The organism is Microbacterium sp. Soil_C_42, assembly GCF_057656735.1.
On record NZ_JBDGJU010000030.1, the window covers coordinates 1 to 26,059 of the forward strand.

The 26,059-nt window shown below is 70.4% G+C and carries 25 protein-coding genes; 10 read left to right on the plus strand and 15 right to left on the minus strand.

Annotated elements, in window-relative coordinates:
- Positions 1 to 313: 313 nt before the first annotated feature.
- Positions 314 to 1,546, minus strand: a complete 1,233-nt coding sequence (locus AC3A46_RS15215) for an AI-2E family transporter (RefSeq protein ID WP_487665952.1) — start codon at positions 1,544 to 1,546, stop codon at positions 314 to 316.
- Between the two features lie 133 nt (positions 1,547 to 1,679).
- Between AC3A46_RS15215 and AC3A46_RS15220 the strand changes: the two genes are divergently transcribed.
- A complete protein-coding gene (locus AC3A46_RS15220; protein WP_045302127.1) occupies positions 1,680 to 1,973 on the plus strand; it encodes a chorismate mutase in 294 nt (97 codons plus the stop codon).
- 100 nt (positions 1,974 to 2,073) lie between these two features.
- On the opposite strand, the gene AC3A46_RS15225 is transcribed toward AC3A46_RS15220, so the two are convergent.
- From AC3A46_RS15225 to AC3A46_RS15235, 3 genes are read right to left on the minus strand one after another with little or no spacing between them, the layout of a single operon-like run.
- The gene (locus AC3A46_RS15225) at positions 2,074 to 2,769 is read right to left on the minus strand and encodes a hypothetical protein (RefSeq protein ID WP_487665953.1); all 696 of its coding nucleotides are present in this window, start codon (positions 2,767 to 2,769) and stop codon (positions 2,074 to 2,076) included.
- On the minus strand, positions 2,766 to 3,680 hold the full coding sequence (locus AC3A46_RS15230) for an ABC transporter ATP-binding protein (RefSeq protein WP_311293444.1): 915 nt from the start codon (positions 3,678 to 3,680) through the stop codon (positions 2,766 to 2,768). Before AC3A46_RS15230 ends, AC3A46_RS15225 begins: the two co-directional genes overlap by 4 nt.
- A complete protein-coding gene (locus tag AC3A46_RS15235) occupies positions 3,677 to 4,069 on the minus strand; it encodes a GntR family transcriptional regulator (protein ID WP_487665954.1) in 393 nt (130 codons plus the stop codon). The genes AC3A46_RS15230 and AC3A46_RS15235 overlap by 4 nt, the downstream gene beginning before the upstream one ends.
- A 354-nt stretch (positions 4,070 to 4,423) precedes the next feature.
- Between AC3A46_RS15235 and AC3A46_RS15240 the strand changes: the two genes are divergently transcribed.
- The 5 genes from AC3A46_RS15240 to AC3A46_RS15260 all read left to right on the plus strand — a co-directional run bounded on the left by AC3A46_RS15240 (position 4,424) and on the right by AC3A46_RS15260 (position 9,777).
- Positions 4,424 to 5,776: a quaternary amine ABC transporter ATP-binding protein gene (locus AC3A46_RS15240; RefSeq protein ID WP_487665955.1), complete on the plus strand. Its 1,353-nt coding sequence runs from the start codon at positions 4,424 to 4,426 to the stop codon at positions 5,774 to 5,776.
- The gene (locus tag AC3A46_RS15245; protein WP_487665956.1) at positions 5,773 to 6,750 is read left to right on the plus strand and encodes an ABC transporter permease; all 978 of its coding nucleotides are present in this window, start codon (positions 5,773 to 5,775) and stop codon (positions 6,748 to 6,750) included. The genes AC3A46_RS15240 and AC3A46_RS15245 overlap by 4 nt, the downstream gene beginning before the upstream one ends.
- 16 nt (positions 6,751 to 6,766) lie before the next feature.
- A complete protein-coding gene (locus AC3A46_RS15250) occupies positions 6,767 to 7,663 on the plus strand; it encodes a glycine betaine ABC transporter substrate-binding protein (protein ID WP_487665957.1) in 897 nt (298 codons plus the stop codon).
- A gap of 150 nt (positions 7,664 to 7,813) precedes the next feature.
- Entirely contained in the window at positions 7,814 to 8,710 is an 897-nt protein-coding gene (locus tag AC3A46_RS15255; RefSeq protein ID WP_487665958.1) for a patatin-like phospholipase family protein, read from the plus strand.
- Positions 8,710 to 9,777 (plus strand): 1-acyl-sn-glycerol-3-phosphate acyltransferase, encoded by a 1,068-nt coding sequence (locus AC3A46_RS15260; RefSeq protein ID WP_487665959.1) that lies wholly within the window; start codon positions 8,710 to 8,712, stop codon positions 9,775 to 9,777. Before AC3A46_RS15255 ends, AC3A46_RS15260 begins: the two co-directional genes overlap by 1 nt.
- A gap of 182 nt (positions 9,778 to 9,959) precedes the next feature.
- On the opposite strand, the gene AC3A46_RS15265 is transcribed toward AC3A46_RS15260, so the two are convergent.
- From AC3A46_RS15265 to purL, 4 genes are all read right to left on the minus strand, one after another.
- Positions 9,960 to 10,973, minus strand: coding sequence for a hypothetical protein (locus AC3A46_RS15265; RefSeq protein WP_487665960.1), 1,014 nt, complete (start codon positions 10,971 to 10,973; stop codon positions 9,960 to 9,962).
- Between the two features lie 39 nt (positions 10,974 to 11,012).
- Positions 11,013 to 11,819, minus strand: coding sequence for a hypothetical protein (locus AC3A46_RS15270; RefSeq protein WP_487665961.1), 807 nt, complete (start codon positions 11,817 to 11,819; stop codon positions 11,013 to 11,015).
- A 73-nt stretch (positions 11,820 to 11,892) separates the two neighbouring features.
- The gene (locus tag AC3A46_RS15275; RefSeq protein ID WP_181911767.1) at positions 11,893 to 12,030 is read right to left on the minus strand and encodes a hypothetical protein; all 138 of its coding nucleotides are present in this window, start codon (positions 12,028 to 12,030) and stop codon (positions 11,893 to 11,895) included.
- Positions 12,031 to 12,134: 104 nt separating this feature from the next.
- On the minus strand, positions 12,135 to 14,468 hold the full coding sequence (gene purL, locus AC3A46_RS15280; RefSeq protein WP_487665962.1) for a phosphoribosylformylglycinamidine synthase subunit PurL: 2,334 nt from the start codon (positions 14,466 to 14,468) through the stop codon (positions 12,135 to 12,137).
- 100 nt (positions 14,469 to 14,568) lie between these two features.
- On the opposite strand from purL, the gene AC3A46_RS15285 reads away from it, so the two are divergent.
- The 4 genes from AC3A46_RS15285 to AC3A46_RS15300 all read left to right on the plus strand — a co-directional run bounded on the left by AC3A46_RS15285 (position 14,569) and on the right by AC3A46_RS15300 (position 17,960).
- The gene (locus tag AC3A46_RS15285) at positions 14,569 to 14,964 is read left to right on the plus strand and encodes an ArsR/SmtB family transcription factor (protein ID WP_487665963.1); all 396 of its coding nucleotides are present in this window, start codon (positions 14,569 to 14,571) and stop codon (positions 14,962 to 14,964) included.
- 2 nt (positions 14,965 to 14,966) lie between these two features.
- The gene (locus AC3A46_RS15290) at positions 14,967 to 15,947 is read left to right on the plus strand and encodes an SRPBCC family protein (protein ID WP_487665964.1); all 981 of its coding nucleotides are present in this window, start codon (positions 14,967 to 14,969) and stop codon (positions 15,945 to 15,947) included.
- Positions 15,948 to 16,049: 102 nt separating this feature from the next.
- Positions 16,050 to 16,952: a TerC family protein gene (locus tag AC3A46_RS15295; protein WP_487665965.1), complete on the plus strand. Its 903-nt coding sequence runs from the start codon at positions 16,050 to 16,052 to the stop codon at positions 16,950 to 16,952.
- 51 nt (positions 16,953 to 17,003) lie between these two features.
- Positions 17,004 to 17,960, plus strand: coding sequence for a DUF389 domain-containing protein (locus AC3A46_RS15300; protein ID WP_487665966.1), 957 nt, complete (start codon positions 17,004 to 17,006; stop codon positions 17,958 to 17,960).
- Between the two features lie 6 nt (positions 17,961 to 17,966).
- Here the strand turns inward: AC3A46_RS15300 and AC3A46_RS15305 are convergent, their stop codons facing one another.
- From AC3A46_RS15305 to AC3A46_RS15335, 7 genes are all read right to left on the minus strand, one after another.
- Positions 17,967 to 18,650, minus strand: coding sequence for a response regulator (locus AC3A46_RS15305; RefSeq protein WP_487665967.1), 684 nt, complete (start codon positions 18,648 to 18,650; stop codon positions 17,967 to 17,969).
- Positions 18,647 to 21,172 carry a sensor histidine kinase gene (locus AC3A46_RS15310; protein WP_487665968.1) on the minus strand — a complete coding sequence of 842 codons (2,526 nt, stop codon included), beginning with the start codon at positions 21,170 to 21,172 and terminating at the stop codon, positions 18,647 to 18,649. Before AC3A46_RS15310 ends, AC3A46_RS15305 begins: the two co-directional genes overlap by 4 nt.
- Positions 21,173 to 21,308: 136 nt before the next feature.
- Positions 21,309 to 21,920 (minus strand): potassium-transporting ATPase subunit KdpC, encoded by a 612-nt coding sequence (gene kdpC / locus AC3A46_RS15315; RefSeq protein ID WP_487665969.1) that lies wholly within the window; start codon positions 21,918 to 21,920, stop codon positions 21,309 to 21,311.
- A gap of 18 nt (positions 21,921 to 21,938) precedes the next feature.
- Complete coding sequence (gene kdpB / locus AC3A46_RS15320) at positions 21,939 to 24,143, minus strand: potassium-transporting ATPase subunit KdpB (protein ID WP_487665970.1); 2,205 nt, start codon at positions 24,141 to 24,143, stop codon at positions 21,939 to 21,941.
- A gap of 1 nt (position 24,144) precedes the next feature.
- Positions 24,145 to 25,827: a potassium-transporting ATPase subunit KdpA gene (gene kdpA / locus AC3A46_RS15325; protein WP_487665971.1), complete on the minus strand. Its 1,683-nt coding sequence runs from the start codon at positions 25,825 to 25,827 to the stop codon at positions 24,145 to 24,147.
- Positions 25,827 to 25,916: a potassium-transporting ATPase subunit F gene (locus tag AC3A46_RS15330; RefSeq protein ID WP_045302164.1), complete on the minus strand. Its 90-nt coding sequence runs from the start codon at positions 25,914 to 25,916 to the stop codon at positions 25,827 to 25,829. The genes kdpA and AC3A46_RS15330 overlap by 1 nt, the downstream gene beginning before the upstream one ends.
- Positions 25,913 to 26,053, minus strand: a complete 141-nt coding sequence (locus AC3A46_RS15335) for a hypothetical protein (protein WP_487665972.1) — start codon at positions 26,051 to 26,053, stop codon at positions 25,913 to 25,915. The genes AC3A46_RS15330 and AC3A46_RS15335 overlap by 4 nt, the downstream gene beginning before the upstream one ends.
- Between the last annotated feature and the right edge of the window lie 6 nt (positions 26,054 to 26,059).

Below are 26,059 nucleotides of genomic sequence, written 5' to 3' on the forward strand. Positions count from 1 at the left end.
ACGAGACCTCACAACAGCACCTGGTGAGAACGCCCCTGAGTGCGTTTGTGCGGTCTCGCACGCGGGAGGACGCGGCGACCTCTTGTTGCGCCGCCGCAGCATCGGTGCGCCAATCGCGACGAGACCTCACAACAGCACCTGGTGAGAACGCCCCTGAGTGCGTTTGTGCGGTCTCGCACGCGGGAGGACGCGGCGGCGACCTCTTGTTGCGCCGCCACAGCATCGGTGCGCCGAACGCGACGAGACCTCACAACAGCACGAACACGCGACGCGTCCCGGTGCTTTCGTGCGGTCTCGCGCTGCCCGACGCCCGTCAGATCTTGGCGTCCTGCTTCGGGATGAAGACCTGCTTGATGATCAGGAGGATCGACGCCGTCACCGGGATCGCGACGAGCGCTCCGAGGAGGCCGAGCAGCGTGCCGCCGACCATCGCGCCGATCACGACGAGGGCACCGGGTACCGAGATCGCCTTGTTCATCACCTTCGGGGTCAGGACGTACGCCTCGAGCTGCATGTAGATGAGGTAGACGACCGCGAAGATCAGTGCCGGGAGCCAGCCCGTGAAGAGCGCGAGCGTCGTCGCCGTGAGCCAGTAGAGCACCGAACCGATCAGCGGGATCAGCGTGATGAGGAACGCGAGCACGCCCATCAGGGCGGGGAACGGCAGCCCGAGGAACAGATGCAGCAGGAACGCGACGACCGAGTTGCAGAACGCCAGCACCACCATGCCCATGAGGTAGGCGCCGATCGAGTCGGTGATCTGATCGGTCATCGCCGCGGCCTTCTTGCGGTTGCGGGCCGCCACGAAGCGGTTGAAGGCGACCTTCATGGTGGGAAGGCCCGCGAGGAAGTACAGGCTCAGCACCAGCACGATGATCAGGCCCGAGATGGTCGTGCCGACGCTCACCGCGAAGTTCACGACGCCGCCGCCGATCGCGGCGATGTTCGCAGGGTTGGTCAGGAACTTCTCGACCTGGTCGGTGATCTGACCCACCTGCGAGCCGAACGTGTCGCTGAGCCACCCGTAGAAGTCGGACTTCTGGAAGTTCGCGATGGTGCTCGGCAGGTCCGTGAAGAACGCGCTGATCTGCTTGATCAGGGTCGGAACCACGAGCAGGAGGATGCCGGTGAGCACGACCGCGAACGCCGTGTACACGATCACGATCGCCCACGGCCGCGAGACGTTGCGGCGGCCGAACCAGCGCACGACGGGGTCCAGGCCGAGTGCTGCGAACAGCGCGAAGACCACGTAGATGATGATCGTCGAGAGGTTCCAGAACGCCAGTCCCAGGGCCACCGCCGTCAGCGCGCCGAGCGTCAGCACGAGCCCCAACCGGAACGGGCTGTTGAGGTTCGCCCAGAACGTCTTGCCCGCGGGTGCCTCGCCGGTGAACACGGGGGCGTCTTCGGGTGCGGTGTCCACGGCGGTGCCGTCGCCGGACGCGGACGTGGTGGTCCGGCTGTCCGTGCCCGCCGCGGCGTCGGCGGACAGCGGCTCTGCAGCCTCGGCAGCGGTGGCGCCGAGGGTGGGCGAGGCATCGGTCATGGGACACACTCTAGGGCGGGGAGTGCATGGGAGCAGGCGCGCGCGGCGAACGTCACCCGGATCGCATGACCCGCGTCATCCCGGAGGAACGTGCAGGCCGCTCGGGTATCGTCGAGGGGCGAGAAGGAGCGCCATGACCGAAGACCCCACGACGACGCTGGCCCGGCTGCGAAGCAGCATCGACAACATCGACGCCGCCCTGGTGTATCTGCTCGCCGAGCGCTTCAAGGCGACCAAGCAGGTCGGCCATCTGAAGGCCGAGCACGGCATGCCCGCCTCCGATCCCGCCCGCGAGGAGCAGCAGACCGCGCGCCTGCGCAGTCTCGCCGAGCAGGCCGACCTCGACCCGGCCTTCGCCGAGAAGTGGTTCAACTTCGTGGTCGCCGAGGTCATCCGCCACCACACCGAGGCGGCCGACTCCCGCTGAACGTCCGTTTCACGTGGAACAAGGATGCTGCCACCCGGCGATCACGCCGGGTGGCAGCATCCGTTCTGACTCTCCCGCTCGCTCAACGAGCGGAAGGTGATCACGGGACCGTGCGCCGGAGCGTCAGGTAGGAGATCCCGCCGAGCACGAGTGTCAGGAGGAGTCCCCATGCGGCGAGGCCGACGGCGCCCAGTCCGACCAGCGACGACATGACCTCGCCCCACACCTCGAGGCGGGTGATGGCCCAGATCGCCACGAGCAGGAGTACGCCGACGCCGACCCAGATGAGCGTGAGCACGAGCGCACCCGAGCGCTTGTAGACGGTCGCCGACCAGAACCCGAGCATGAAGATGAGCATCGCCGTCACGAAGTAGAAGAAGGCGGCACCGAGGGCGCCGTCCTCGACGACCCAGTCCAGGGCGAAGAAGTACCCGTTGATCCCCCAGCCGTTCGTCGCCTCCTCGATCAGCCCGCCGATCGCGAACACCGCCGCCAGCAGCGCGGCGCACATCGCCGCGGCGAGCATCGTGCCGAAGAAGAACTCCCGGCGCGTGACGCTCATCGCCTGGGAGAACGGGAACGTCAGCGTCAGCGACGAGATCCCCACGAACATCAGGACCCACAGCGGTGCCTGCGAGCCGCCGCCGTAGAACGGGCCCGGCAGGCCCGACGAGCTCAGGATCGCGTAGATCGCGATCGACATCGCGAACGAGGCGCCGAGCACGATCAGCGGCACCCAGACGAACGTCTGCTTGTTGATCAGCTGCATGCGCACGACGTTGACGGTGCGGTTCATCGCAGTGCTCCTTCCTCGGATGCCGCGGACCCGGCCGCGTTCTGCGTGGTGCGCACGATCAGCTGCTGCAGCGAGACCGGCGCGACGTCGAGGCCGGCGGCTGCGAGTCGCTCGCGGTCGGCGAGCGACAGCGCGCCGAGGACGGTGACGGATGCCACGTTCCCCAGGCTCTCGCGGTGGATCACCTGTCGGCCGGCGACGAACGCGTCGACGGCGCTCGCGTCGCCCACGATGTTCGCGGCGCGGTCGCGCACGGCGTCCGTCGCCTCGTCCATCACGATGCGCCCGTGGTCGATGACGAGCACGCGCTCGATGAGGTTCGACACCTCGTCGATGAGGTGGCTCGACAGGATCACCGTGCGCGGGTGCTCGGTGTAGTCCTCCAGCAGCCGGTCGTAGAAGATCTGCCGTGCGACGGCGTCGAGGCCGAGGTACGGCTCATCGAAGAACGTGATCTCGGCGCGCGAGGCGATGCCGATGATCACGCCGACCGCCGACAGCTGGCCGCGCGACATCTTCTTGATGCGCGTCTTCTGGGGCAGCTGGAAGTCGTCGATGAGCTGCGCGGCGAGCTCGTCGTCCCAGGCGGGGAAGAAGAGCTTCGCCGCGCCGAACGCGTGCTTCGGCAGCGCGTCGTCGGGATACTTCTGGCTTTCGCGCACGAAGCACATGCGCGAGAGCACCTTCGCGTTCTCGTACGGCTGCATGCCGAACACCCGCACGTCGCCCGACGTCGCGAAGTTCTGCGCCGTGAGGATCGACATGACCGTCGTCTTGCCGGCGCCGTTGCGGCCGAGCAGGCCGTAGATGGTGTCCTTCTCGATGGTGAAGCTCACGTCGTCCACCGCGACGACGTCGCGGTAGCGCTTGGTGAGATTCTTCACCTCGATGACGTTGTTCCCGGTCGTCATCGTGCGTTCCCTTCCGTGGTGGTCGCGACGTGCGCCCCGGCGCGGTCGCGGATGAGCTGCTCCAGGTCATCGGGCCCGAGCCCGAGCTTGCGGGCCTCGGCGAGCAGCGGCTCGACGAAGCGGTCGGCGAATGCGGTGCGGCGTTCGTTCATCAGCAGTTCGCGCGCACCCGGCGCCACGAACATGCCGATGCCGCGCCGCTTGTACAGCACGCCCTTGTCGGTCAGCATCGCGACTCCCTTCGCGGCGGTGGCGGGGTTGATCCGGTAGAAGGCGGCGAGCTCGTTCGTCGACGGCGCCTGCGCCTCTTCGGCGAGGCTGCCGTCGATGATGGAGTCCTCCACGCTCTCGGCGATCTGGAGGAACAGCGCCCGGCCTTCTTCGATCACATCAGCTCCGCTTGGTTGGTTAGTTACTTGACTAAGTAACCATGGAAGTGGTCACGGCGTCAAGCCCCCGTCCCGCCGATGGCCCCGGTCGATACCCGCCGTGCTATCGCGCGTGCGCGAGGTACCGAAACGGCCGATCGGTGTCGAATTTGCCAGCCCTGGCACCGCATGAAACGGTGGTTGAGGCCTTCACGGGCCCCTCCCGACCAGTCCGCGGTCTCCGGTGACGCCTGAGCGTCAGACCGGTGAGCGTATGGTCGGCGGCCGCGGCGCGGATCCGACATCCGCCGCAGGAACGGCCGCCACCCGGGCGCGACCGATGCAGCTCCTGCACCGGAGCTGCCGAGGTGCACAGTGACCGTTCCGCCTGCCATCGAGGCGAGCAACCTCTTCAAGGTCTTCGGACGCAATCCCAAAGACGCCGTCAAGCGGCTCCGTGCCGGCGCGACGCGCGCCGACGTCGCCGATGCCGGCTCCGCGGCCGTGATCGACGCGAGCTTCACCGTCCAGCCCGGCGAGATCTTCGTGATCATGGGCCTCTCGGGCTCGGGCAAGTCCACGGTGCTGCGCATGCTCAACGGGCTGCTGCCGCCGACAGCCGGCGACGTGTTCGTGCAGGGGCAGAGCGTCACCAAGGCGTCCGCGAAGGCGCTGCGCGGCATCCGTCAGCGCTCCATCTCGATGGTGTTCCAGCACTTCGCGCTGCTGCCGCACCTCACCGTGCTCGACAACGCCGCCTACGCCCTCGAGATCCAGGGCGTCGGACGCGACGAGCGCCGTGCGCGAGCGCGCGAGATCCTCGACAAGGTCGGCCTCGGCGATCGCGCCGACGCGATGCCCGACGAGCTCTCGGGCGGCATGCGTCAGCGCGTCGGCCTCGCCCGGGCGCTGACGTCGGGCACCGACATCCTGCTCATGGACGAGGCGTTCTCCGCGCTCGACCCCCTCATCCGGCGCGAGATGCAGGAGCAGCTGATCGAGCTGCAGCGCGAGCTCGGCCGGACGATCGTCTTCATCACGCACGACCTCAACGAGGCGATGTTCCTCGGCGACCGCATCGCGGTGATGCGCGACGGCCGCATCGTGCAGAACGGCACGCCCGAGGAGATCCTCACCGACCCGGCGAACGACTACGTCGCCCAGTTCGTGCAGGACGTCGACCGCGCTCGTGTGCTGACCGCCGGCTCGGTCATGGCTCCGCCGGTCGCCACGACACCGGTGAGCGCAGGCGTCCGCGGCGCGCTGCGGGTCATGCGCGACCTGCAGGTCGGCTCGGTGTCGGTCATCGAGAACCGTCGGTATCTCGGGTCGGTCACCGACCGCGCCGTCATCCGCGCCGTCAAGGACGGCCGCACCGACCTGCGCTCGCTCGTGCGCAACGGCCGGCCGGCCGTGCACGTCGACGATCCCCTCACGGACGTCGTCGAGCGCGCGGTCGAGAGCCCCGTGCCGGTCGCCGTCATCGACGATGCCGGCCGGCTCGTCGGCACGATCCCGCGCGTGACCCTGCTCGCCGCCCTGGGCGACGTGCCGCCCGTGACCCGCGAGAACCCCATCATCGATGTGCCCGCCACCGTTCCGGCGAGCGTCATGACCGAGACCCTCGAAGGCGTCGACCAGACGGGTGGCGTGCCGGCAGGCCGTGCCGCACCGCCGACAGAGGTCGGCGCCCACGAACACGCCGCCACGGAAGGAGCCCTGCGATGAACGACCTGATCCGCCTCCCGCTGGGCGACGTCGTCGAGACCGGCGTCCGCTGGGTCATCGACGCGCTCGGCGGCTTCTTCGACGTCGTCGCCGTGATCTTCCGCGGCCTCTACGACTGGCTCGACGCCTCGCTCTCGACGCCGCCGTTCTGGGCCGTGATCCTCGTGATCGCCGCGTTCGCCTACTGGTCGAAGGGTCTCGTGCTCGCCGTCGGCAGCGCCCTGGGCCTGCTCGTGATCGTCGCGGTCGGCCAGTGGTCCAACGCGATGGACTCCCTCGCGCTCGTGATCCTCGCCGCCGTGGTGGCGATCGCGATCGCCGTGCCCCTCGGCATCTGGGCCGCACGCAGCGACCGGGTCTCGAAGACGCTGCGGCCGGTGCTCGACTTCCTGCAGACGATGCCCGCCTTCGTCTACCTCATCCCCGCGATGCTCATCTTCGGCGTGGGTCCCGTGCCCGGCATGGTCGCGACCATCGCGTTCGCGCTCGCGCCCGGCGTGCGCCTCACCGAGCTCGGCATCCGCGGCGTCGACCCCGAGATCGTCGAGGCCGGCCACGCCTTCGGTGCCTCGCCCGGACGCATCCTGCGCCAGATCCAGTCGCCCCTCGCCCTGCCGAGCATCATGGCCGGCGTCAACCAGGTCATCATGCTCAGCCTGTCGATGGTCGTCATCGCGGGCATGGTGGGCGCGGGCGGCCTGGGCGGCCAGGTCGTGCAGAGCCTCAGCCGCATCGACATCGGCCTCGGCGTCGAAGCGGGCCTCTCGGTCGTCATCCTCGCGATGATCCTCGACCGCGTCACGTCGGGCTTCTCGCAGCCGCGTGCCCGCACGCCGCGCGCCACGACCGTCGCGAGCGGGAACACGGATGCTGCCACCCCGGCAGACGCCACCGCCGAGCCCGCGCAGACCGGGGCGGCAGCGGGGACCACCCCCAATGCTCACGCAGAGCGACCCGAGCCCGTCCCGGCCTGACACGAGAGGAACCGACATGACCAAGCGACGCATCATCGCCGCCGGACTCGCCCTGGCGGGGACCGCAGCTCTGCTCGTCAACGGCGCGCTCGTGCAGACGGGCGTCGGCGGCTCCGACAAGGGGCACCTGACGATCGCCGTGTTCAACGGCTGGGACGAGGGTATCGCCGCGTCCGAGCTGTGGAAGGCGGTGCTCGAGGAGAAGGGCTACACCGTCGACCTCGAGTACGCCGACCCGGCCGCCGCGTACACCGGCATCGCGAAGGGCGACTACGACCTCACGCTCGATACGTGGCTGCCGCTCACACACGCCGACTACATGCAGACGTACGGCGACCAGCTCGTCGACCTCGGCGCCTGGAACGACGAGGCCAAGCTCACGATCGCCGTGAACGAGGACGCCCCCATCGACTCGCTCACCGAGCTCGCCGCGAACGCCGACGTGTTCGGCAACCGCCTCGTCGGCATCGAGGCGGGGTCGGGGCTCGTGACCGTCACTCAGGACGACGTGATCCCCGGCTACGGCCTGGAGGGCATGGAGTTCGTGACGTCGTCCACGCCCGCGATGCTCACCGAGCTGCAGGCGGCGACGGACGCCGGACGCGACGTCGCCGTCACCCTCTGGCGGCCGCACTGGGCGTACAACGCGTTCCCGCTCAAGGATCTCGAAGACCCCGACGGCCTGCTCGGCGACGCCGAGGGCATCCATACCGTGGCATCGACCTCGTTCGCCGACGAGTTCCCCGAGATCGCCGACTGGCTCAAGGCTTTCCGCATGGACAACGAGCTGCTGTACTCGCTCGAGGACGCCATGTTCGGCTCCTACGACGGCGACGACTACGGCCCCGTCGTGGCGGAGTGGGTCGCCGACAACCAGGACTACGTCGACGGCCTCACCGCCTCCGGTCGTTGACCGGGCGAGGAACGAGCGAAGTGCAAACGCCCTGAGCGTTCGCGGATCTCCGGGCCGGTGTCGCTCGACGGTCCGGGGCGTTTCGACTCGCAAGCTCGCTCAACGACCGGGAATCACGGCCGGGGCGGAGTCCCGCAATAGGGTGTGGGCATGACGGTGGCCTTCGTTCTCGGTGGCGGCGGCGTGCGCGGTGCGGTCGAGATCGGGATGCTGCGGGCCCTGCTCGAGTCCGGCATCCGCCCGGACGTCGTGGTCGGCACCTCGATCGGCGCCATCAACGGGGCCCTGGTCGCGAGCGACCCGACGCCGGCCGTGATCGAACGCCTGCTCGACGCCTGGACCTCTCCCGAGGCGAACGCCGTCTACGGCGACTCGCTGTTCGCCCAGTTCACGCGCCTCGTGAAGACCAAGACGCACCTGAACTCGCCCGCGCCGCTGCGGCACCTGCTCGAGCGGTCCCTCGGAACCGGCAGAACCTTCGAGGACCTCGCGGTCCGGCTGCGCGTGGTCGCCGCGAGCATCGAGCGTGCGGCCGAGCACGTGTTCGAGTCGGGGCCGCTCGTCGAGGCGATCCTCGCATCGGCCTCGGTGCCGGGACTCCTGCCGCCGACCCGCATCGGCGACGAGCATTTCATCGACGGCGGCATCGTCAACTCGATCCCCATCGAGCAGGCAGTCGAGGTCGGCGCGACGACGGTCTACGTGCTGCAGGTCGGGCGCATCGAGACGCCGCTGGTCGCCCCGCAGTCGGCAGTCGACACCGCGCGCGTGGCCTTCGAGATCGCCCGCCGCCATCGCTACGCCCGCGACGTCGCGACGCTTCCCGAGGGTGTCGCACTGCACGTGCTCCCGAGCGGCGGCGGGCTCGACGGCGACGACTCGCTCATGTCGTATCGCCGCATGGACACCGTCCGCCGCCGCATCGACGCCGCCTACGACGCCAGCCGCGCGTTCCTCGCCGAGCGCGAATCGGGCGCCCACAGCGACCCCCCGGTCGTCGATCGCGCGCAGCGGGACGAGACGCCCCGAGCCGGCGAGGAGACCTGATGCGGATGCTGCCGACCTGGGTGCGCCGCATCCTTCTCGCCCCGCTCGTGATCGTGGCGGCGCTCGTGATGCTGGTGCTCAGTCCGCTGTGGCTGCTGGTCGCCCTCGCGCTGACCTCGCTCGTGCCCGGACGGTTCCGGCTGCCGCGCGTGCTGTGGCTCGTGACCGTGTACCTGCTGTGGGACGCGATGCTCGTGATCGCGCTCTTCGCCCTCTGGATCGCCTCGGGCTTCGGCTACGCGCTGCGTCGGCCCGGCTTCGTCACCGCGCACTACCGCCTCGGCGCCTGGGCCCTGCGCCTCCTGTTCCGGATCTTCGGCGGCGTGCTGCGGCTCACGATCACGACCACAGGGTCCGATGATTCCGATCCGGCTACCGGCCGCGCCGCGTTCGAGGCGCTGTTCGCCCCCGGCACCCCGCTCGTGGTGGCGAGCCGGCACGGCGGCCCGGGCGACTCGTTCATCCTCATCCACACGCTGCTGAACGAGGTCGCGCGCCGGCCCCGCATCGTGCTCAAGTACACGCTGCAGTGGGATCCGGCGATCGACATCCTGCTGCACCGGATCCCGGCGCGGTTCATCGTGCCGTCGGGGTTCGGCCACGGGCGCAAGGGCGGCGGCGCGTCGGTGGAGGCAGCGCTTCGCGGCCTCGCGGCCGACCTCGGTCCCGAGGACGCGTTCGTGATCTTCCCCGAAGGCGGTCAGGTCAGTCCGACGAGGCGGCGCTCGCGCATCAAGCGACTGCGCGACGCGGGCCGGGAGGCGATGGCCGAACGCGCCGAGGCGATGACGCACGTGATGGCGCCGCAGCCGGGCGGCATGCATGCCGCGCTGGATGCCTCACCCGACGCCGACGTCGTGTTCATCGCGCACACCGGCCTCGAGCGGCTCCACACCCTGCGCGACATCTGGCGCGAGCTGCCGATGGACAAGGGCATCACGATGCGCGCGTGGCGCGTGCCCCGATCGGAGATCCCCGAGGATCTCGACGCCCGTGCAGCCTGGCTCTTCGACTGGTTCGCCCGCATCGACGGCTGGATCGACGCCCACCCCGAGCTCGCCGCCTGACCTCGAACCGGTGCTGCTCGCTGGTTCGGCGCGTTTCGTCTCGCTCGTTCCTCGCTCGCTCAACGACCGGAAGAGGATGCGGGAGGAAGAAGCGGGAGGCCCAGTACCGGTCGTTGAGCGGAGGGCGCTCTGGCGCCCGCAGACGAAACGCCCCGAGTGTGCGGGAGCGTCCGTCCCCCCGGTCAGCGGTGGGGCTTGGGATGTGTCACGCGGCCGGGCGCATCGCCGTTCCCGCGGGAGGGCACTGGCCACGTCGCACCGGGAGGCGGCGTCGTGCTCGGGCGCTTCGGTGCGGGCAGGGGGTCGGCGATGAGCTCGGGCGTCGCCGGGGCTTCCGCGCGCGGCGGGGCCGCAGCTGGGCCCACGCGCCCGGAGGCTTCGGGCGACGCGTCAGCGGCGTCTGGAGTGGGCGTGGAGACCGTCGCCGTCGTCGATGAGGTGACAGGCCCGAGTTCGAGCATGACCTTCTTCTCGAGCACCTCGATGGCCTCGTCCGAGATCGACAGGAGCCCGTCGAGCTCCTCGCGCACGCGGCGGTAGGCGAGCTGGCGCTCGGCGGGCGTCGCGGCCTCGTCGATCGCGACGGTGAGCAGCTTCTTCGCGGTGTCGAGGCGCTTGCGCTCGTCGTCGGTGAAGGTCGAGTCGCGCAGGCGCCGTGCGTCGCGCTCGGCGACGTCGAAGGCCACCTCGAAGTCGGCGACCGCGTTGCGATACTCGGCGAGCTGCTCCTTCGGGAGGCGCGCTTTCGCCGACGCGGGACGCAGCCCGTCGGCGATGCGCTTCGCCCGCAGGAACGCGGCGGTGAGCGGTTGGCGTCCGTCACTCATGGCCGGGAACGCGATGATCTTCGCGACGTCGAGCTCGTACTCGAGCCAGCGCCCCGTGACGGCGTCGTGCGTCGCGAACAGCCGCTCGAGCTGGGTCACCTGCGTCTCGCGGGGGGCGGATCCCGCCTGCGAAGCCGGCACGGTCGCGGTGGCCCCGGTGATCGGGGGGAGGGATGCCGCAGCCACGGGCTTTCCGCGCGCCGCCGCCTGTGCGGCCTTGAGCTCGGCCTTCGCGTGCATCACCTCGAGGCGGCGCTTGTGGCGCATGCGCGCGCCGCGTTCCCAGGCATTGCCGACCATGCCGAGGACACCCATGAGCGGGAAGACGAGCCACCAGAAGTTGCCCGCGAACTCCCAGAACGCTTGCACACTGTCATGCTAACGGCCGGTCGCCGCCGCGTGGTCGGCTCAGGGCACCCTGCCAGCGGGCGGCTCGCCCTGGCGGGGCGGGGGGATCCGTGCGATCAGCGCGGGAAGGCGGTCGGCGATCTCCGACAGCACCGCGGCGGCGGCGGTGAGCCCCGCGGCGGCCGTCGCTCCGGTCGACGAGGCACGAGCTGCCCCGGGGACGCCCGACTGCCGCTCCGCCTCGGCGAAGGTCGCCTCGAGATGGCGCACGGCGACCCGGTACTCGAGGAACTGCTCCGGCGTCACGCGGTCGCGCAGGGTCGGGCGCTTCGCCAGGGCCTCGCGCTGTGCGCGCAGGAAGACGACGGTCGCGGGCTGCCGCGGATCGGTCATCTGCGGATACGCCAGCGCCTTGTCCACGTCCGTCTCGTAGGCCAGCCATCGGGTGTTGACGCTGTCGTGCGCCGCGTAGAGGCGCTCGATCGGAAGCGGGTCGCGGGTGGAGGCGGCGCGGTACTGGGCGTAGCCGGCCTTCACCCGCGTGCGGCTCGCGCGCAGAGCGAGGGAGGCGGTCTTCTCGTCCTGCCTCGCGGCCTGCAGCTCGCGCCGTGCCTCGGCGGCGTGCGCGGGCGGGACGGAGGAGCGGGACTTGGCGGTCAGCAGATCGGCCTGCGCCGTGCGCAGGCGGGCCTTCGCGGCGACGAGGTCGCGGTAGGCCTGCGATTCCTCCGCGCGGGCGGCATCGAGCTCCAGGCGTCGTGCCCGGCGGCTGCGCGTCGTCATGCCGGCATAGGCGGCCGCCCCGGCGCCCACGGCCGCCGGACCGATCCACCACCAGCTCGAGACGATGAGGAGGATGGGCTCCACCCTGCCATGATAAACGCGATATAGCGCGGTTGTCGCCGGGAGTCTGCTGACACTTCGGCCCCCCGCCGCACCCTCAGCCGAAGAGGAGGGCGAACACGGTGGCGCCGCCGCCGACGAGGATGAGGGCGACGATCGTCACCCACGCGATGATCTTGACGCGCCGCTGCCGGGTGTCGTTGAAACCGCTGTACTCGTCGTCTTCCGCCGCCATGCGACCCATCCTACTTGCGGGTTTGGGGCGCTCTTCGTCCGTTGGGGCGGAGATTCTGCGCCCCAACGGTGAGAATGCGCCCCGAACCCGGGTGGCTCAGGACGTCAGGCGGTGTGCTCGGTGATGATCGGGCCGAAGGCGTCGGGCAGCGTCGAGGTCGACAGGCCCCGCAGCTCCGCGAGCGGGACCGTGAACAGGCCCTGCACCTCGAGCGCGGGCTCGTCGCCGTCCGCGGCCGCGTCGGTCACGCCGATGCGCAGCACCGGGTAGCCCCGGCCTTCGCACAGGCCGCGGAACTTCACGTCGTCCTCGCGGGGTACCGAGACGATGACGCGGCCCGTCGATTCCGAGAACAGGGCGGTGGCAGCATCCACCCCGTCGCGCTCCATGATCTCGTTCAGCCAGACGCGCGCGCCGACGCCGAAGCGCATGGTGGCCTCGGCGAGGGCCTGTGCCAGGCCGCCCGACGAGAGGTCGTGCGCCGACGAGATGAGCGACTGCTGGCCGCCGGCGTGGAGCAGCTCGGCGAGCTTCTTCTCCTGCGCGAGGTCGACCGCCGGCGGGCGACCGCCGAGGTGGTCGTGGATCGTGCCGGCCCACTGCGACCCCGACAGCTCGGTCGAGGTCACACCGAGCAGGTAGATGTTCTCGCCGGCGTCCTGCCAGCCCGACGGGATGCGGCGGGCGACGTCGTCGATGATCCCGAGCACGCCGACGACGGGCGTCGGGAAGATCGGCTGGTCGCCGGTCTGGTTGTAGAACGACACGTTGCCGCCGGTGACCGGGACGCCGAGTTCGAGGCATCCGTCCGACAGTCCGTCCACGGCCTGCGAGAACTGCCACATGACCTCGGGGTTCTCCGGCGAGCCGAAGTTGAGGCAGTCGGTGACGGCGGTCGGCTCGGCGCCCGAGACGGCGACGTTGCGGTACGCCTCGGCCAGCGCCAGCTTGGCGCCCTGGTACGGGTCGAGCTGGCAGTACCGGCCGTTGCAGTCGGTGGCGATCGCGAAGCCGAGACCGGAGTGCTCGTCGACGCGGATCATGCCCGCATCGTCGGGGAACGACAGCGCCGTGTTGCCCATCACGTAGTAGTCGTACTGGTTCGTGATCCACGACGTGTCGGCGAGGTTCGGGCTCGCGACGAGCTTCGTGAACTGCTCGCGCAGGGTCTCGGCGTCGGTCGGACGCGGGAGAGCGGATGCCGAGTCCTCGCGCAGCGCGTCGATCCACGTGGGGTAGGCCACGGGGCGCTCGTAGACAGGCCCGTCGACGGCGACGGTCGAGGGGTCGACGTCGACGATCTGCTCGCCGTGCCAGAAGATCTGCAGGCGCCCGTCGCCGGTCACCTCGCCGAGGACCGAGGTCTCGACGTCCCACTTGCCGACGACCTCGAGGAACGCGTCGAGCTTCGCGGGCGCGACGATCGCCATCATGCGCTCCTGGCTCTCGCTCATGAGGATCTCCTCCGGCGTGAGCGTGGGGTCGCGCAGCAGCACCTTCTCGAGGTCGACGCGCATGCCCGAGCCGCCGTTCGCCGCGAGCTCGGAGGTCGCGCACGAGATGCCGGCGGCACCGAGGTCCTGGATGGCCTCGACGAGCTCGTCGCGGTAGAGCTCGAGGCAGCACTCGATGAGCACCTTCTCGGCGAACGGGTCGCCGACCTGCACCGCGGGGCGCTTGGTCGGGCCGCCGTCGGCGAAGGTGTCGGAGGCGAGGATCGACGCCCCGCCGATGCCGTCGCCGCCGGTGCGGGCGCCGAAGAGGACGACCTTGTTGCCGGCGCCGGTGGCGTTGGCGAGCTTGAGGTCCTCGTGGCGGAGGACGCCCACCGCGAGGGCGTTGACGAGCGGGTTGCCCTGGTAGACCGCGTCGAACACGGTCTCGCCGCCGATGTTGGGCAGGCCCAGGCAGTTGCCGTAGAAGCTGATGCCGCTCACGACGCCGTGGACCACTCGCGCCGTGTCGGGGTTGTCGATGGCGCCGAAGCGCAGCTGGTCCATGACCGCCACGGGTCGCGCACCCATCGAGATGATGTCGCGGACGATGCCGCCGACGCCGGTCGCGGCGCCCTGGAACGGCTCGATGTAGCTCGGGTGGTTGTGCGACTCGACCTTGAAGGTCACGGCCCAGCCCTCGCCGATGTCGACGACGCCGGCGTTCTGGCCCATGCCGACCATGAGCCGTTCCTTCATCTCGTCCGAGACCTTCTCGCCGAACTTGCGGAGATAGATCTTCGAGGACTTGTAGGAGCAGTGCTCCGACCACATGACGGAGTACATCGCCAGCTCGCCCGACGTGGGACGGCGGCCGAGGATCTCGCGGATCCTGTCGTACTCGTCGGGCTTGAGACCGAGCGCCGCGTACGGCTGCTCCTTCTCGGGCGTGGCGGTGGCGTTCTCGACGGTGTCGGCGACAGAGGTCGATGCGGGGGTGGTCACGCGGCTCAGCTCCAGAAATTCGGGGATGCCGGACCTCAACAGTCTAGTTCGGCACGAGACGGGTTGACGGATGCGGCGATCAGGGCTAACGTACAACCAAATGGTTGTAGGAATTGAGCTCAGCGATGACGAGATCGACCGCGTATTCCACGCATTGGCAGCGGCGACCCGGCGCGACATCCTGCGTCGGACGCTCGCAGGCGAGCACTCCGTATCGGCGCTCGCCCGCGAGTACAACATGTCGTTCGCGGCGGTGCAGAAGCACGTCACCGTGCTCGAGGCCGCCGGCCTCATCGTCAAGCGCGCCGAAGGCCGTGAGCGCCTGGTCCGGGCGGACCCCGAGATGATCGCCCGCGCCCGCGCACTGCTCGCCCGCTACGAAGAACTGTGGCGCGCACGCATCGACCGGCTCGATGCGCTGCTCGCCGAACCCGCCGGCACGCCCGGCCCCACCGAAGAACCGAAGCACGATCACCGCAGGAACGAAGGAGAATGACGATGCCCGTCACCGACGTCACCACCGATCCCGAAGCGCTCACCATGACGCTCACGGCCGAGTTCGCAGCTCCCGTCGAGAGGCTGTGGGAGGCCTTCACCGAGCCGCGGCAGCTCGAGCGGTTCTGGGGCCCTCCGGGCTACCCCGCCACCTTCACGGAGTTCGACCTCACGGCCGGGGGCCGCGCCCGGTATCACATGACGAGCCCGAAGGGCGAGGAGTTCCACGGGGTGTGGGAGTTCCTCGAGATCGACGGCCCCCGCACCTTCACCGCTCTCGACTCGTTCGCCGACGCGGAGGGCACGGTGCTGGCAGAGATGCCGACCTCGCGCATGGTGTTCACGTTCGCGCAGACCCCGACGGGCTCGCGCCTGGTCAACACCACCCACTTCGACTCCGCCGAGGCGCTCGAGAAGATCGTCGCGATGGGAGCCGTCGAGGGCTCGACGATGGCGATCAACCAGCTCGACCGCGTGCTCGAGGGCCTGCGGGCGTACTCCGCGGGCAAGGGCACACAGACCGAGATCCTCGACGACACCCACGTGCGCATCACCCGGCTCATCGAGGGCCCGATCGACCTCGTGTGGCGCGCGCACCAGGAGCCCGAGCTCATGCAGCAGTGGCTGCTCGGCCCCGACGGCTGGCGCATGTCGGTGTGCGAGATCGACCCGTCCGTGGGCGGGAAGTACCGCTACCAATGGGAGCCGCTCGAAGGGACCGAAGGCGAGACCTTCGGCTTCGACGGTGAGACGCTGCTGTCCGAGGCACCGCGCCGCGCGGTCACCACCGAGCACATGACCGGAACCGAGTTCCCCCCGACGCTCAACGACCTGAACCTCTACGAGGAGGACGGCGCCACCCTCATCACGCTCCTCATCGAGTATCCCGACAAGGAGACCCGCGACATCGTGCTCGCCACCGGCATGACCGACGGCATGGAGGCCAGCTACGGCCGCCTCGAGGGCGTCCTCGCGCAGGTCTGAGTCGGACGCGCGCACGGCGCCAGCGCTGAGCCGCCCGGCCCCGCGAGGTGCGCGAACGGGCTGAGCCGCTCGGGAAGTCCACGTCGCCCGTACGATGGCGGCGTGGACTTCTCCTTCGCTTTCACGCCCGATCTGATCGCCGTGTTCCTGACGCTGTTCGTCCTCGAGGTGGTGCTCGGCGTCGACAACGTCATCTTCATCTCGATCCTCGCGTCCAAGCTCCCCAAGGAGCAGCAGGCCAAGGCCCGCAACCTGGGCCTCACCCTGGCGATGCTGATGCGCGTCATCCTCGTGCTCTTCGCCGGGTGGATCGTGACGCTGAAGGAGGAGGTGTTCTTCATCGGGGAGCTGGGCTTCTCGTGGAAGGACATCATCCTCATCGCCGGTGGACTGTTCCTCGTCTACAAGGCCGTGACCGAGATCCACCACAAGCTCGAGGGCGCCGAAGACGGGCACGGCGCGGGCGGCGGCAAGAGCATCACGTTCGGGTCGGTCATCGCACAGATCCTCGTGCTCGACCTCGTCTTCTCGCTCGACTCGGTCATCACGGCCGTCGGCATGACGGAGAACCTCGTCGTGATCATCACGGTCGTCGTGCTGTCGTTCGGCATCATGCTGTTCGCGTCGCGCTACATCTTCGCGTTCGTCAACAAGCACCCCACGGTGAAGATGCTGGCGCTGTCGTTCCTCTTGCTCATCGGCGTGTTCCTGGTGGCCGAGGGTTTCGGATTCCACATCGACAAGGCGTTCATCTACGGCCCGATGGCGTTCGCGATCTTCGTCGAGGCGCTCAACCTGTGGGCGGCGGCCACCAAGGCCAAGCGCGAGCAGCGCCGCCGCACCCCCGTTCAGCTGCGCCCGCAGTACCCCGACGTCGACGAGTCGGTCGCGGTCGCCGCTGCGCTGTCGAACGCGCCGGGTGCCGGCTCCGTCGGCCTGTCGTCCAAGCCCGTGGCCGGAGACGCCGCGCCCGCCGCCGGCGAGGAGCGCCAGGGCCTGGGCTGACACCGGGCCCGTCGCCGCGCGAGATGGCGGCCGGCACGGGAGGATGGCGCCATGCTCACCGTTCGCGTCACCGCACCGCACGACCTGGCCCGAGAGCTCTGCGATCGCCTCCGTGACGAGCCGACCGTCAGCGACATCGTCTATGTCCCGGCCGCGACTCCCGGTGGCGGAGGGGATCTCCTCCACTTCGAGATGGCGCGGGAGAACGCCAACAACATCATGCGCATGCTGCGTCATGCCGGCGTTCCCACGCACGGCTCGATCGTGGTGAGCGAGCCGATCGCCGTGCTGTCGGATGCCGCGGACGCCGCCGAGCGCGCCGCGCCGGGGCATCCCGCGGACGGGGTGCTGTGGGCGCAGCTCGCCGACCGCTCTCGCGAGGACGCGCGGCCGTCATGGGCGTTCTTCGTCTTCTTGCTGCTCGCGACGCTCATCGCGGGGATCGGCCGCGTCCTCGATCAGCCGATCCTCATCATCGGGGCGATGGTGGTGGGCCCCGAGTTCGCGCCGCTTGCGGCGATCTGCTACGCCATCGTGCGTCGCAAGCGGGGGATCGCGGGCATGGCGTCGGTCACGCTGTTCGGCGGCCTCGTGCTCAGCACCGTGATCGCATGGGCGATCTGGACGGCCGTGTACGCGCTCGGGCTCATCACCTACGAGGATGCGACCACCGGGCCGGCCACCGAGTTCATCGTCTCGCCCGACGCGTGGTCGTTCGTCATCGCGCTGCTCGCGGGCATTGCGGGAGTGCTGTCGCTGACCACCTCGAAGTCGTCGGCGCTCGTGGGCGTGTTCATCTCGATCACCACGGTGCCCGCCGTCGGAACGCTCGGCGTCACGCTGGCCGTCGGCGCGTGGGACGAGGCGCTGCGCTCCGTCGTCCAGCTGGTGGCGAACCTCGCGGGCCTGTTCATCGCCGGCATCGCGACACTGTTCATCCAGCTGCACATCGGTCGCCGCATCGGACTGCGCGTCGCCGCGAGGCGGGCCCGGCGCGCAGCGGCGTGACGCGGGTCAGGCGGCGGCGTCGGCGAGGAGGCGGTAGCCCATGCCCGACTCCGTCAGCAGGTGCGCGGGGTTGCCCGGATCGGGCTCGAGCTTCTTGCGCAGCTGCGACATGTACAGCCGCAGATAGCCGGTGTCGGCCACCTGCTCGGTGCCCCAGATGTCCTTCAGCAGCGCCTGCCGTGTCACGAGCGAGCCGGGGTTGCGCGCCAGGAACTCGAGGATCTTCCACTCGGTCGGCGTGAGGTGCACGCGCTCGCCCGAGCGGGTCACCGTCTTGGTCGACAGATCCACCTCGGCGTCCCCGAAGGTGACGACGGGGACACCGGATGCTGCGGTCACGCGTCGCGAGAGCGCCCGCAGCCGTGCGAGCAGCTCGTCGATCTGGAACGGCTTGGTGACGTAGTCGTCGGCGCCGGCATCCAGCGCCTCGACCTTGTCGGCGGAGCCGGTGCGGCCCGAGACGACGATGATCGGGGCCGTGGTCCAGCCCCGCAGCGCCTCGATGACCTGCACGCCGTCGAGGCGCGGCATCCCGAGGTCCACCATCACGATGTCGGGATGCTCCTTCGCGGCGAGGGCGATCGCCGCGGCCCCGTCGGGTGCGGCGAGGACTTCGTAGCCGTGCGCGGCGAGCGTGATCCGCAGCGCACGGACGAGCTGCGGATCGTCGTCGGCGATCAGGACCTTCACGGCAGCGACCTCTCGTCGGCGGGGATCGCGTCCGCGACCGGCAGCGCGATGACCATCGTCAGGCCTCCTCCGGGGGTGTCCTCGGGGGCGAGCGTACCGCCCATGCCCTCGGTGAAGCCCTTCGACAGGGCGAGCCCGAGTCCGAGCCCGGCGGTGTTGTCGGTGTCGCCGAGCCGCTGGAACGGCACGAACATGTCGTCGCGGCGCTCCGGCGAGACGCCGGTGCCATGGTCGACGACGCGGATCTCTGCGGTGCGGCCCAGGCTGCTCGTCGCGACGCGCACGCGCGATCCCGCCGGGTTGTGGCGCGCGGCGTTCGCGAGCACGTTCACCAGCACTCGCTGCAGCAGCACCGGGTCGGCCTCGACGTGCGGCAGATCGGGGTCGAGCGCGAGTTCGAACCGGTCGGGCCCGGCGCCGAGCTCGTCGAGCGCGGCCAGGACGACGCCGGCGCTGTCGACGGACTGCAGCGACACCGCGAGCACGCCCGCCTGCACGCGGCTGACGTCCAGCAGGTCGGTGACGAGCGCCGACAGTGTCGCGAGCGACTCGTCCGCGGTCGCGAGGAGTTCGGCCCGGTCCTCCGGCGAGAGGTTCGGTCCCGCGGCGCGGAGCCCGCCGACGGCGGCCACTGCGGCGGCCAGCGGGCGGCGCAGGTCGTGGCTCACGGCCGACAGCAGCGCGCTGCGCACCTGGTCCGTCTCGGCGAGGGCTCCGGCCTGCCGCGCCGTGGCGGTGAGGTCGGTGTGCTCGAGGGCCGCCGAGAGCTGGGCGGCGACGGCGTCGATGAGCCGGCGCTCGGAGGAGTCGAGCACGTGGCCGTGCAGCTCGAGCATCGCGGGCGGGCCCCCGTTGCGGCGCGCGACCGTCACGGCCTCGTACCGGCCGTCGCGCACGGGCTCGCCGTCGGTCGCGACGACGGTGCCGTCGGCGTCGACCAGGCGCACGCCGGCCAGCCCGAGCGATTCGCGCGTGCGGCTGATCAGAGCGGGCACCGCGGACTCGCCGCGCAGCACGCTGCCCGCGACGTTCGCGAGCAGCTCGGCCTCCGCCTCGGCCCGCCGGGCGGATCGCGCCGCGCGCGCGGCGCGATCGACGATGAAGCTCACCAGCACGGCGATCACGACGTAGAGGATGAGCGCCCAGACGTTGCGCGGATCGGCGACCGACACCGTGTAGTAGGGCGCCACGAAGAAGTAGTTCAGGGTGAAGCCCGACATCACCGCGGCGAAGACCGCGGGCCAGATGCCGCCGACGAGCGAGACAAGGACCACGAGCAGCTGGTAGGCGAGCACGTCGGTGGTGATCGTGTCCTCGCTGCGCAGCGAGACCAGCAGCCACGTGAGGAGCGGGCCGCCGATCAGCGCGAGCGCGAACCCGAGCACGCGGCGGCGGACGCTCAGGGCACCGCCGGTCACGCGCGGCAGCGGGAACCGGTCGCCCGCCGCGTCATGCGTGACGATGTGCACGTCGATGTCGCCGGACTCGCGGATCACCGTCGCCCCGATGCCCGGGCCGGTGAAGAGCGTCGCGAGGCGGCCGCGCCGGCTCACCCCGATCACGAGCTGCGTCGCGTTCACCGAGCGGGAGAACTCGACGAGCGCGTGCGGGATGTCGTCGCCGACGACCTGGTGGTACGTGCCGCCGAGGGACTCCACGAGCGCCCGCTGCGCGGCGAGGGCGCCCGGGTCGCCCGAGCGGAGGCCGTCCTGGCTCGACACGTGCACCGCGAGCAGCTCGCCGCCCGCCGACCGCGCGGCGATGCGCGCACCGCGGCGCAGCAGCGTCTCGCCCTCGGGGCCACCGGTGAGCGCGATGACCACGCGTTCGCGCGCCTGCCACGCACCCTCGATGCCGTGCTCCGCGCGGTAGGTCTTGAGGGCGCTGTCGACCTCGTCGGCCAGCCACAGCAGCGCGAGTTCGCGCAGGGCCGTGAGGTTGCCGAGCCGGAAGTAGTTCGACAGCGCCGCGTCGATCCGCTCGGCGGGGTAGACGAGCCCCGCTGAGAGGCGGTCGCGCAGCGACTGCGGTGAGAGGTCGACGACCTCGACCTGGTCGGCGGCGCGCACCACGGCATCCGGAACCGTCTCGCGCTGCGCGACCCCCGTGATCTGCTCGACGACCCCGCCGAGCGACTCGATGTGCTGCACGTTGACCGTCGTGATGACGTCGATGCCCGCGTCGAGCAGGTCGGCGACGTCCTGCCAGCGCTTGTGGTGCTTCAGGCCCGGCGCGTTGGTGTGCGCGAGCTCGTCGACGAGGGCGATCTCGGGGCTGCGCTCGAGAACGCCCTCGAGGTCCATGTCGCTGAGCTCGACGCCGCGGTGCGACACGAGCGCGCGGGGCACGACGGGCAGTCCGTCCATGAGCGCGGCGGTGGCCGCGCGCCCGTGCGTCTCGACGACCGCGATCACGACGTCGCGCCCGTCCTCGGCGAGGCGGCGGCCCTCCTCGAGCATCTCGTACGTCTTGCCGACGCCGGGGGCCGCGCCGAGCAGCACCCGCAGCTTGCCGCGCTTCACGTGCTCACCCTATTTCTTCCTCGCTGCCCTTGGTTCGGGGCGGATCCTGTCCGTTGGGGCGCGACTTCTCCGCCCCAACGGACACATCGCGCCCCAGACCCGGGAGGGGGAACGGATGCTGCAGCCGCGGGCACGGTCATGAGCCCAGCGCGTCGAGGGCGAGGTTGAGCTCGACGACGTTGACCCGCGGCTCGCCGAGGTAGCCGAGGTCGCGCTGCTGGATGTGCGCCTCCACCACGCTGCGCACCTCCGACTCCGTGAGCCCGCGGGCCGCCGCGACCCGGGGCGCTTGGAGCAGTGCGTACGCGGGACTGATGTGGGGATCGAGGCCCGAGCCCGACGCGGTCACCGCGTCGGCGGGCACCTGCGACGGATCCACGCCCTCGAGCTCGGCGATCGCGGCCCTGCGCTCCTCGACGGCCGAGACGAGGTCCGGGTTCTCCGGCCCGAGGTTCGAGCCGCTCGACGCCCCGCCGTCGTACCCGTCGCCGGCGGCGGACGGACGCGACTGGAAGTACTGCGCAAGCGCCGCGCCCGAGGGATCCACGAAGGACTGCCCGATGAGCGCCGACCCGACGGTGTCGCCCGCCGAGTTCTGCACCAGCGAGCCGTTCGCCTGCCACGGCAGGGCGAGCTGGCCGATGCCGGTGACGAGCAGGGTGTACCCGACGCCGAGCACGAGGGTGAAGACGAGCATCGCGCGGACGGCGACGCCGGTCGTGCGGACAGTGGAGCGGGTGGTGGACATGTGCGTCTCCAGAAGGGCTCAGAAGCCCGGGATGAGGCTCACGACGAGGTCGATGAGCTTGATGCCGACGAAGGGGGCGATCACGCCGCCGAGCCCGTACACGAGCAGGTTGCGGCTGAGGATCTGAGAGGCGCTCGCCGGACGGTACTTCACGCCCCGCAGCGCCAGCGGGATGAGGATCACGATGATCACGGCGTTGAAGATGATCGCGCTCGTGACCGCCGACGCGGGCGACGACAGCTGCATCACGTTGAGCGCCGCGAGGCCCGGGAACACCCCCATGAACATCGCCGGGATGATCGCGAAGTACTTCGCGATGTCGTTGGCCAGCGAGAAGGTGGTGAGCGCCCCGCGCGTGATCAGCAGCTGCTTGCCGATGCGCACGATGTCGATCAGCTTCGTCGGGTCGGAATCGAGGTCGACCATGTTGCCGGCCTCCTTCGCAGCGGAGGTGCCGGTGTTCATCGCGACGCCGACGTCGGCTTGCGCGAGGGCGGGGGCGTCGTTGGTGCCGTCGCCGGTCATCGCGACGAGGCTGCCGCCCTCCTGCTCCCTGCGGATCAGTGCGAGCTTGTCCTCGGGCGTCGCCTCGGCGAGATAGTCGTCGACGCCCGCCTCCTTCGCGATGGCAGCGGCCGTCAGGGGGTTGTCGCCGGTGATCATGACCGTGCGGATGCCCATCGACCGGAGCTCCTCGAACCGCTCGCGCAGGCCGTCCTTGACGATGTCCTTGAGGTGGATCACCCCGAGCACACGGCCCGCGCCGGAGGGATCGAGCTCGGCGACGACGAGCGGCGTGCCGCCCGACTGCGCGATGGCGTCGGTCTCGCTCGTCAGGTGGGCGCGCACCGCGGTCGGGACGTCGGATCCGGATGCTGCGAGCCACGCGATCACGGCAGAACCGGCGCCTTTGCGCACCTGCCTGCCGTCTGCGAGGTCGACGCCGCTCATGCGGGTCTGGGCGGTGAAGGGGACGACGGTGGAGCCGGCGGGCTCGCGGACGTGAAGACCCTGCACCGCGGCCAGCTCGACGACCGAGACGCCCTCCGGGGTGGGGTCGGCGAGCGACGACAGCGCGGCCGCCCGTGCGAGCTCGTCCTCGCCGACGCCCGGCATCGCGACGAAGTCCGAGGCGCGGCGGTTGCCGTACGTGATCGTGCCGGTCTTGTCGAGGAGCAGCGTCGTGACGTCGCCCGCGGCCTCGACGGCGCGGCCCGACATCGCGAGCACGTTGCGCTGCACGAGGCGGTCCATGCCGGCGATCCCGATGGCGGAGAGCAGAGCGCCGATCGTGGTCGGGATGAGGCAGACCAGCAGCGCGATCAGCACCGGGATGCTCACGGGAGACGCGGCGTACGAGGCGATCGGGTTGAGCGTCAGCACCACGATCACGAACACGATCGACAGGCTCGCGAGCAGGATGTTCAGCGCGATCTCGTTGGGCGTCTTCTGGCGCGCGGCGCCCTCGACGAGCGCGATCATGCGGTCGACGAACGTCTCGCCCGGCTTCGACGTGATGCGCACGACGATGCGGTCCGACAGCACGCGGGTGCCGCCGGTGACGGCCGAGCGGTCTCCGCCCGACTCGCGCACGACCGGCGCGGACTCGCCCGTGATCGCCGACTCGTCGACGGTCGCGATGCCCGCGACGATGTCGCCGTCGCCCGGGATCAGCTCTCCGGCCGACACGATGACGACGTCACCGAGCTTCAGGTCGGACGATGAGACCTCGACCGTCTCGGTTCGCTCGGCGGCGGCATCCGATCCTCCGTCGTAGGCGATGACGCGACGCGCCATGGTCGAGGTGCGGGTCTTGCGCAGCGACGCGGCCTGCGCCTTGCCGCGGCCTTCGGCCACCGACTCCGCGAGGTTCGCGAACAGCACCGTGAGCCACAGCCAGACGGCGATGCCCCACGTGAAGCCGAAGGGCACGGCGGTGCCGCCGGACTGCTCGGGGCCGCCGAGGAACGGCTCGGCGATCGCGATCGCCGAGGTGAAGGCGGCGCCCACCCACACCAGGAACATGACGGGGTTGCGCCAGAGAGCCGCGGGGTTGAGCTTGCGCAGCGCGCCGGGGACGGCTGCCCACAGCTGGGCTGCGCTGAACGCCCGGGAGGACGGCTTCGGCGGCTGGGGCGCGATCGTGCCCGCGACAGGGCGTGCGGTCGGCTCCGCCTCCCCGGTCGTTGAGCGAGCGAAGCGAGACGAAACGTCGGTGGACATGTCAGACGAGCCCTTCCGCCAGGGGACCCAGCGTGAGAACGGGGAAGTAGGTGAGTGCGGTGATGACGACCGCGACGACGGCGAGGAGGCCGACGAACTGCGGGCGATGGGTGGGGAGGGTGCCGGCGGTCGAGGGCACCGGCCTCTGAGCGGCGAGCGAGCCGGCCAGGGCGAGCACCAGCACGATCGGCAGGAACCGCCCGAGCAGCATCGCGACGCCCAGCGCCGTGTTGAGCCACGGCGTGTTCGCGGTGAGCCCCGCGAACGCCGAACCGTTGTTGTTCGCCGCCGAGGTGAACGCGTAGAGCACCTCGCCGAGGCCGTGGACGCCCGGGTTCCAGATCGAGGTCGACTCCATGTCGGAGCGGATCGCCGGGATGCCGAAGCTCAGCGCCGTGCCCGCGAGCACGAGCGCGGGCGTCACGAGGATGTACAGGCTCGCGAGCTTGACCTCTGTCGGCCCGATCTTCTTGCCGAGGTACTCGGGCGTGCGGCCGACGAGGAGGCCGCCGACGAACACCGCGATCACGGCGAGCACGAGCATGCCGTAGAGGCCCGACCCGACGCCGCCGGGGGCGATCTCGCCGAGCATCATGTTGATCATCGGGATCATGCCGCCGAGTGCCGTGTACGAGTCGTGCATCGAGTTCACGGCGCCGGTCGAGGTGAGGGTCGTCGCGCCGGCGAAGAGCGTCGAGCCCCAGATGCCGAACCGCGCCTCCTTGCCCTCCATCGCGGCGCCGGCGAGCTGCGGCGCGGTGCCGAGGCCCAGCGACTCGAGCCACGTCACGGCCGTGATCGACACGACGGCGATCGTGCTCATGACGGCGAGGATCGCGTAACCCTGACGGTCGTCGTTCACCATGCGTCCGAACGCCCGCGGAAGCGCGACCGGGATCGCGAGGACAGCCAAGATCTCGAGCACGTTCGACCACGGCGTCGGGTTCTCGAACGGGTGCGCGGAGTTGGCGTTGAAGAATCCGCCGCCGTTCGTGCCGAGGAGCTTGATGGCCTCCTGCGAGGCCACCGGCCCGCCCGGGATCGACTGCGTGCCGCCCGCGACGGTGCCGACGTCGACGAACCCGTCGACGTTCTGCACGACCCCGGCGGCGATGAGCCCGATCGCCGACACGACGGCGAGAGGCAGCAGCAGGCGCGTGATCCCGCGGGTGAGGTCGACCCAGAAGTTGCCGAGCGTCGCGGACCCGCGCCGCTCGAAACCGCGCACGAGCGCGACGGCCACCGCGATGCCGACGGCCGCCGACACGAAGTTCTGCACGGCCAGACCCGCGATCTGCACGGTGTAGCCCATCGTCAGCTCGGGGGAGTACGACTGCCAGTTCGTGTTGGTCACGAACGACACAGCGGTGTTGAACGCGAGGCCCTCGGGCACGGCGGGCAGGCCCAGGGAGTACGGCAGCACGGCCTGGAAGCGCTGCAGCGCGTAGACGAAGAGCACGCCGACGGCGGAGAAGGCGAGCACGCCGCGCAGGTACGCCTGCCATGTCTGCTCCGAGCGCGGGTCGACGCCGGCGAGGCGGTACATGCCGCGCTCGACGCGCCAGTCCTTGTCTGCGGTGTAGACGCGGGCGATCCCGTCGCCCAGCGGTCGGTAGAGGAGCGCGAGGATCAGGATGACCGTGGCGATCTGCAGGACGCCGGTCCACACGGTGGCGGCGTCCATCAGAACTTCTCCGGCTTCACGAGCGCGACGACGAGGTAGACGATCGCGGCGAGCCCGAGCGCGGCGCCCACGAGCGAGAAGACGATCATCCCTGCGCCTCTCCGCTCGTCGCTTCGCGCCGGGCGGAGCCGCGGGCGCGTGGGCCCAGCTTCTCCACGCCCTTGGCGACGAGTCCGACGAGCGCGAACAGCGCGAGCGTCAGGGTGAGGTAGATGACATCGAGCACGGGGTC